Annotated in this window: 7 protein-coding genes; 2 read left to right on the forward strand and 5 right to left on the reverse strand. The window is 49.7% G+C overall.

Going from position 1 to position 8,262, the window contains the following annotated elements; translation table 11 throughout:
* Nucleotides 1–27: 27 nt before the first annotated feature.
* Together uvrA and FM042_RS06565 are read left to right on the forward strand one after the other, a co-directional pair.
* Entirely contained in the window at nt 28–2,856 is a 2,829-nt protein-coding gene (gene uvrA / locus FM042_RS06560) for an excinuclease ABC subunit UvrA (protein WP_143235525.1), read from the forward strand.
* 10 nt (nt 2,857–2,866) lie between these two features.
* Nucleotides 2,867–3,808 carry a glutaminase gene (locus tag FM042_RS06565; RefSeq protein ID WP_143235527.1) on the forward strand — a complete coding sequence of 314 codons (942 nt, stop codon included), beginning with the start codon at nt 2,867–2,869 and terminating at the stop codon, nt 3,806–3,808.
* A 5-nt stretch (nt 3,809–3,813) separates the two neighbouring features.
* Here the strand turns inward: FM042_RS06565 and FM042_RS06570 are convergent, their stop codons facing one another.
* From FM042_RS06570 to FM042_RS06590, 5 genes are all read right to left on the reverse strand, one after another.
* A complete protein-coding gene (locus FM042_RS06570; protein ID WP_143235529.1) occupies nt 3,814–4,662 on the reverse strand; it encodes a hypothetical protein in 849 nt (282 codons plus the stop codon).
* A gap of 100 nt (nt 4,663–4,762) precedes the next feature.
* Nucleotides 4,763–6,367, reverse strand: coding sequence for an AbgT family transporter (locus FM042_RS06575; protein ID WP_143235531.1), 1,605 nt, complete (start codon nt 6,365–6,367; stop codon nt 4,763–4,765).
* Between the two features lie 11 nt (nt 6,368–6,378).
* A complete protein-coding gene (locus FM042_RS06580; RefSeq protein WP_185960718.1) occupies nt 6,379–7,266 on the reverse strand; it encodes a PepSY domain-containing protein in 888 nt (295 codons plus the stop codon).
* The gene (locus tag FM042_RS06585) at nt 7,254–7,988 is read right to left on the reverse strand and encodes a PepSY domain-containing protein (RefSeq protein ID WP_143235536.1); all 735 of its coding nucleotides are present in this window, start codon (nt 7,986–7,988) and stop codon (nt 7,254–7,256) included. Before FM042_RS06585 ends, FM042_RS06580 begins: the two co-directional genes overlap by 13 nt.
* 133 nt (nt 7,989–8,121) lie before the next feature.
* On the reverse strand, nt 8,122–8,262 hold a 141-nt coding region (locus tag FM042_RS06590), incomplete at its 5' end, for an EF-Tu C-terminal domain-related protein (protein ID WP_456298076.1).

Consider the following 8,262-nt stretch of genomic DNA (forward strand, 5'->3'; position numbering starts at 1 on the left):
CCAAGATGCGCTAACACCAAGGATATTATGGACAAGATTGAAGTACGGGGTGCTCGCACCCACAACCTGAAGAATATTAATCTGGAGATCCCACGCGACAAGCTCGTCGTGATCACTGGCTTATCGGGTTCCGGAAAATCCTCACTCGCATTTGATACCCTGTATGCCGAAGGCCAACGACGCTATGTGGAGTCGTTATCTGCCTATGCCCGTCAGTTTTTAAGCCTGATGGAAAAGCCCGATGTAGATTCCATCGAGGGCTTGTCGCCAGCGATTTCCATCGAACAAAAGTCGACGTCTCATAATCCTCGTTCGACCGTAGGCACCATCACCGAGATATACGATTACCTACGTCTGATGTTTGCTCGTATTGGCGAGCCACGCTGCCCAGAGCATCATGTAGCGCTGGCAGCACAAACTGTCAGCCAAATGGTGGATCAAGTATTGGCGATGCCGGAAGGCAGCAAAGTGATGTTATTAGCGCCAGTGGTAAAAGGTCGCAAAGGGGAACATCAAAAAACTCTGGAGAATTTAGCCACTCAAGGTTTTTTGCGTGCCCGCGTGGATGGTAATGTCTGTGATCTAAGTGATCCACCTACCCTCGAACTGCACAAAAAACACGATATCGAAGTCGTGGTGGATCGTCTCAAAGTACGCCCTGGTTTAGAGCAACGCTTAGCAGAATCTTTTGAAACGGCTCTTGAATTGTCTGGTGGTACGGCAATGATTGTGGGCATGGACGATGCCGACAATATCAAGCCCATATTGTTTTCCGCCAACTTTGCTTGCCCACATTGTGGCTACAGCATGCCCGAATTAGAGCCGCGACTCTTTTCCTTTAACAATCCAGCCGGCGCATGCCCGAGCTGCGATGGCTTAGGCGTTGAACAATATTTTGATCCCGAGAAAGTGGTGGGGAACCCCGAGTTAAGTCTCACTGGTGGTGCGATCCGCGGTTGGGATAAGCGCAATTTCTATTACTATCAAATGCTGCGGTCGCTCTCCAAACAGTTTGAGTTTGATTTAAATACCCCTTATCAAGATCTGCCCAGCGACGTACAAAACCTTGTATTACACGGTTCCGGCAATACAGAAGTGAAGTTTACTTACATGAACGACCGCGGCGATAGCGTGGTTCGTAAGCATCCGTTCGAAGGCATTATTCCGAATATGCAACGGCGCTATCGGGAAACCGACTCCAATGCCGTGCGCGATGATTTATCCAAGTACCTCGCCACTAAGCCTTGCCGCAGTTGTGGGGGCGCTCGGTTGCGTGAAGAAGCGCGCAACGTGTTTGTAAACGATACTACCCTGCCGCATATTACCGAGCTTGCCATTGGCGATGCGCTTACGTTCTTTACTGAAATTCAGCTCACCGGCCAGCGTGCCCAAATCGCCGAAAAGATTCTGAAAGAAATTAACGACCGTCTGCGCTTCTTGGTAAATGTAGGACTTAACTATCTGAATCTCTCGCGCAGTGCGGAAACCTTGTCCGGCGGCGAGGCCCAACGGATTCGCTTAGCCAGCCAAATTGGTGCTGGTCTCGTAGGCGTGATGTATGTGCTTGATGAGCCGTCGATTGGTTTGCACCAGCGGGATAACGAGCGTTTGCTCACCACGCTGTGTCACTTGCGTGATCTCGGCAACAGTGTATTAGTGGTAGAGCATGATGAAGATGCCATTCGTGCCGCGGATTATATTATTGATATCGGCCCCGGAGCTGGTGTTCATGGGGGTGAGATCGTTTCCCAGGGTAGCTATCAGGACATTATCGACAGTGAGCGTTCACTCACCGGTGATTACCTAAGTGGTCGCAAAGCTATCGATATCCCCCAAAAGCGGCACAAGCCTGGCAAAGATTGGTTAGAACTGTTCGGAGCCCACGGCAACAACCTAAAGCACGTCGATGTAAAAATTCCATTGGGGCTGATGACCTGCGTTACCGGTGTATCTGGGTCTGGAAAGTCGACGCTGATCAACGACACCTTATTTCCGTTGGCCCATCGTGAGTTGAATGGTGCAACCACAGGCACGGTAGCACCCCATGCATCAATCAATGGTTTGCAGCATTTGGATAAGGTGGTGGATATCGACCAAAGCCCTATTGGTCGCACACCACGTTCAAACCCAGCCACCTACACGGGTATCTTTACACCCATTCGCGAGCTTTTTAGCGGTGTGCCGGAATCACGCTCACGGGGCTATAAACCAGGTCGCTTTAGCTTCAATGTGAAAGGTGGTCGCTGTGAGGCCTGCCAAGGCGACGGCATGATCAAAGTAGAAATGCACTTCCTTCCGGATGTGTATGTGCCTTGTGATATCTGTAAGGGCAAACGCTACAATCGAGAAACCTTAGAAATTCTCTACAAGGGCAAAACGATTCATGAAGTGTTGGATATGACTGTCGAAGATGCCCGTGAGTTTTTCGATGCGGTTCCGGCAATTGCCCGTAAATTACAAACACTGATGGATGTTGGCTTGTCGTATATCCGTTTAGGTCAATCGGCTACTACTCTATCGGGGGGTGAAGCCCAACGGGTGAAATTAGCCCGTGAGTTGTCTAAGCGCGATACTGGTCAAACATTGTATATTCTGGATGAGCCCACCACAGGTTTGCATTTTCATGATATCCAACAGTTGCTTGCAGTTCTCCATCGCTTGCGCGACCATGGCAATACCATCGTGATCATTGAACATAACTTAGACGTGATTAAGACGGCGGATTGGATTATTGATCTTGGGCCCGAAGGCGGCAGCGGCGGTGGCGAAATTTTAGTCGCCGGTACACCAGAGGCCATTTGCGAGTCAACAACATCGCACACTGCCCAATTCTTAAAGCCCCTATTAAGCACCTAACGGAGCGCGTGTGGAAGGTACCCCAAAACAGCCCAAAAACTGTAGCTCACTGGTAGAAGAGCTCGTTGAACAAGCGCGGAAAACCGCGCTTGGCGGGCAGGTGGCCGATTACATCCCCGCGCTAGCAGAGGTAAACCCAGACTACGTTGGGCTCGCGGTCATTGAATTGGATGGCAGTGTGCATACTGCCGGTGACGCCGACATTCCATTCTCGATACAAAGTATTTCTAAAGTATTTGGTCTCGCCATGGCCATGCAGCGCATGGATGACATTCTTTGGGAACGGGTACGCATGGAGCCTTCCGGACAGGCTTTTAACTCCATAGTTCAGCTTGAGTGGGAACATGGCATCCCACGCAATCCTTTTATTAACGCCGGCGCTATTGTTGTATCCGATGTATTGGTCAGCCACTATTCCGCGTCTAAGTCGGCGTTTGTTCAATACGTTCGCCATCTTGCTAGTAATTCAGCGATTCATGCAGACCATCGGGTGTGGGAATCTGAGAAAGAGCATGGCAATCGCAATGCCGCCCTTGCTTATTTGATGAAGAGTTTCGGAAATATCGAATCGGAAGTACCTGAAGTGCTCGACCATTATTTTTTCCAATGCTCAGTGGCCATGAGCTGTGTCGATCTCGCACGCAGTTTAGGTTTTCTCGCTAATCGTGGTGTGCAACCAGGTACTGGTGAGCGCATTTGTGATGCGCGCTCCGCACATCGCATCAATGCCTTGCTATCAACTAGCGGCATGTACGATCAGTCTGGGGAGTTTGCCTTTACCGTGGGGTTACCCGCAAAAAGTGGTGTCGGTGGCGGTATTGTTGCAGTGGTACCCGATTACGGCGTGATTGCCGCTTGGAGTCCGCCATTGAACCGCTTTGGAAACCCATCACGCGCGGTAGAAATGATTACTCAATTTGCCCAACGATTGGGCTTATCAGTCTACACCTAAAGGATTCATTGGTGTTTGCGAAGCGATCGTGGCTTTATGTCTTCTTTTTTCGGCGTACACTCGAAATTAGCCATCACGTGTTGATAAGCGACACAGGCCCCACCTTCTTCCGCAGTCACCAAACGTAATCCATAGGCTTCTAATAAGGTTGCCGCATAAGTCGACTGACCCAAGCGCAATATGTGAACCATTAGGGTGTCCATATCTACGGGGCTTGCTGGTCCCAAGATAATATTCGTTGTATAAACACTATCCGCTTCTGGGGCAGGAATAATGCCAACCACCCGCTCCGGTTGATTCACTTCGAGCCAACGAACGTACTCATCGGAGAGCAAGCCAAATTTAACCCGGTGGTTGCGCACCATCGTCAGCACTGTCGACTGACTATCCGTGCGGTAAATCGGCATCAAATGCGCCACATCAACATTGTTCATGGTGTTATTCGTGATACCGTAGTGATATCCAACTACGCCAGCGATGCGATCTTCAGGTCCCGGCTCCCAGCTTTCACTTTGTAATGAATACATGCGTTCACTACCATGCATAATCGGCGGCGAAATTTCGTATTCACCGCTTTCAGGCCATCCCCATGTCGGTGACTCGAACATAATGAGGTCACAACAGCCGTCTGCGCTAATGGCTTGATAACGTTCTTGCGGACGAATCTCACGGATTACAAAGTTAAATTCACTCTGCATATTGTTCAGCAGATAAACGATCTCACCAAGGAAGTGCTCGGACATGCGCGACGAGTAATAGGGTGGGAACTCGTAGGCTGCAATCACCACATCTTGAGCCGACGTTTCATCAGATTCATTGTCGCTATCGGTTGCTGCCCATAAAGGTGACTTCATGACCAACGCCAGACACAACAATAGAGGAGTGGCCCATAAAGCCACTCCTGTTATTCCACGACGCTGAAATATCGGTCTTGTCATCGCTTGGCCTTGTTACTTATGGGGCTGCTTCAAACGAATAATAGGTTGCTGCGCCCGGGCCTACTGGCATACCAAGAGCAAACACCCAAACGTAGAATAGTATCACCCAACCCACGAAGAAAATCATACTGTAAGGCAGCATAATTGCAATTAGGGTACCTATCCCAATATCCTTCTTATAACGCGCGGCAACGGCCAGTATCAAGCCGAAGTAACTCATCATCGGTGTAATAATATTGGTGACCGAATCACCAATCCGATAGGCCGCTTGTACTAATTCCGGGGCATAACCAATGATCATGAGCATAGGCACGAAAATTGGTGCAGTCACCGCCCACTGGGCTGATGCAGAACCGAGCATCAAATTAACAAAGGCACACATCAGAATAAAGAACACAAATACCATTGGCCCAGTTAGGTTGATGGACTGCAACAGATTTGCACCATTGACTGCCAAAACAGTGCCAAAATTGGTCCAACCAAAGAATGCGACAAATTGAGCGGCGAAGAACACCAGCACCATATACAAGCCCATAGAACTCATACTGGCAGCCATAGCATTGATCACATCACGGTCGGAGCGCATGGTGCGCACCACATAGCCATACACGAATCCCGGAATGGCAAAGGTAATGAAGATAAATACAACAATGCCGCGCAAGAATGGAGAACCTGCCACTTCACCTGTTTCAGGATTACGCAGTACACCCCACTCTGGCACCACGGTGATCGCTAGAAGAATCAGTAACGCTAAGAAGGTAAATCCAGCCGCGATCAAGCCTTTGCGCTCTTCGGGCTTGAGCTTATCCATGCTTACATTGGCGTCGAGATCGGCGTCAGGATCCATGTCATCTGGGTTATATTTCCCGAGCTTTGGTTCAACGATCTTTTCCGTGACCAACCAACCCAAAACCGCAATCAAAAATGTACTGATAAACATGAAATACCAGTTCATCTCCGGCCCTACTTCGTAGGTTGGATCAATCAATTGAGCCGCCGAGGTTGTGAAACCCGAGAGTAATGGATCCACGGTACCGATAAAGAGGTTCGCGCTATAGCCCGCTGAAACCCCGGCAAATGCTGCGGCAAGACCGGCTAATGGGTGTCGGCCTAGGGAATGGAAGATAAGCGCTGCCAAAGGTACAAGAACCACGTAACCCAATTCCGATGCGGTATTGGAGACCACCCCAGCAAAAACAATGGTCACTGTCACCATGCGTGGCGATGCGTTCATCACCATTCCGCGCATCATGGCTTCAAGCATACCGGAGCGCTCGGCAATACCTACCCCAAGAATGGCCACAAGCACCACCCCTAACGGCGGGAAGCTGGTAAAGTTGGTCACCAGATTCGATACAATCCAACGCAGGCCTTCCGCGCTCAACAAACTGTTGACGACAATGTCTTCACCGTAGGTTGCTGGGCGTGGATCCGCCACGCTCACCCCAAAGTATCCGGCAATCCCACTGGCAACAATTACGAGCACACAAAAGATCGCAAACAGTGACACCGGATGCGGTAACAAGTTACCCAACCACTCAACCGTATCTAGGAAACGAGTAAACCAACCGCGTTTCTCGGGGTTTGCAGGGTCCCCGTAATTATTCTTTGCAGACGCCATGCAGCGCTCCTTTAATTCTTTTTCGACACACCGAGCAGGCGCGACTTCAATCGTTCAAACAGCGAAGCATTGTACTTTAAACCCGGGCGTGCAACAAACCCGCCCTGTCGCCATATGCGTATCAGCATCAATATGCCCGTGATACAAAACCACACTGAAAAAACTGCGGCACTGATGATCAGGAGATTATTAAAGTTACGCTGCCCGCTATAATCCATAAAATGCAGCTTGTACATCCACTCAGTAACCGGTGACCAGCGGTTACGATGGGCCACTAAATCGCCGCTTTGCTGATCCACGTAAATACGTGTTTTCAACCGATCAGCAAACTCAATGCGAAAGCCCGGTCCCGCCCATTGGGGAAGGTCCCGACTAAGTCGCACGTCGTAAATACCATTAAACATGCCACTGCCTAAATAAGAGTTTACCGCAATCCGTTGCGCCTGAACCGCACCTGTGTTCCAACGCTGTCCAGTGCCACCATCAAACCAGGCTTGATATAGTCCATCAGCTCCCAGACGCCCATCTTCATAGCGCGTATCGCGCTGAGACGCATAAGTCACTTGAAATTGTGGTAGGTCGTCGCGCATGCGCACGTTTATTTCATACACATCGCCCAAATGATGAAGCTGTCGCATCGGAATAATATAAGGCTCGGAGATAGATAACTGAGCCGGAGGCACGCGATGTAAATACTGCTCCGCATTGAGCGCCTCACGCCCCATCCAACTAAAATAAATGCCAGTAACGGTCCAGATCAGTAATTGCAGGATCAATATGAGCCCAGCCAAACGATGTAGCCGCGTAAGCCCAGAAAAACTAAACACCGAAGGGCGTTTGCGTGCTTGCGCTTGCGCCTCTTCGAATTTCTCTTTGTCTAAAGGATTTATGCGCGCCATAGTCGCCTCCACCCACGCGCAATGTAACGGTAACTGAGTAACCATAAACCGGTTAAAGCAATAACGAAGGTAATACCTGCGAACGCCAGTATCCACCATGAACTAATATTGCTACGGTCCTTGTAGTCCATAATGTGTAACATCCACATCACATCGAACAAGCGCCATGCTTGATGACGTTGAGTGATAAGGTCACCGGTATCTTTCGCAAGATAAAATGTGGTACGGCGCGCATCGGCGAATTCGACCTGCCATACAGGCGCGTGCCTAGACGCCACCTCACCGGGTAATTCGTGCGCATCGGTGAATAGGGTCAACTGTGTGATTACAGGGTCACCTCTGCCCGCATAGTAGCGCTCAGCTAAGGCAATAATATCGTCTTCCCCCAGATCACTGCGGCTAAAATCATTTGGGTTCACTAAGAACTGCGTTTGCTCGGTGCGCACGCGAAAGAGATACTGGAACTCGCCTTGCACGTAACGCGACAGTAATGCGGCTTCAATGGCTTGGGGATAGTGTTCGCTTAGTTGTGGGATGCGCTCCAATAACTCAAAACGCGTAATGGGTTTATCGGCAGGTTGACTTAAATGATGACCGTGAATATAAGGCAACTGCAAGAGCACCATCACCGCACCGGTGATACTCCAGATAATCAATTGGATCCCAAATAAGAGGGTTAACCAACGATGAATTTTACGGGTTCCGAGCGCTTTGAATTGCATGCTTTATCGTTATTATGATGAACAACGTATTTTGTACCACGATGCCGAGGCCATTTACAGAGCGCGAATAAGAAAAAAGGGAGCCAATCGGCTCCCTTTTCTAAAGGTCAGTGACCTATGAAGTCTGTATCAATTAATCGATGATTTTAGATACAACGCCAGCACCTACGGTACGGCCACCTTCACGGATTGCGAAACGCAAACCATCGTCCATCGCGATTGGAGCAATCAGCTCTACAACGAACTTCAGGTTGTCACCAGGCATGACCATTTC

Source organism: Aliidiomarina halalkaliphila (assembly GCF_007096385.1).
Taxonomy (GTDB): Bacteria; Pseudomonadota; Gammaproteobacteria; order Enterobacterales; family Alteromonadaceae; genus Aliidiomarina; species Aliidiomarina halalkaliphila.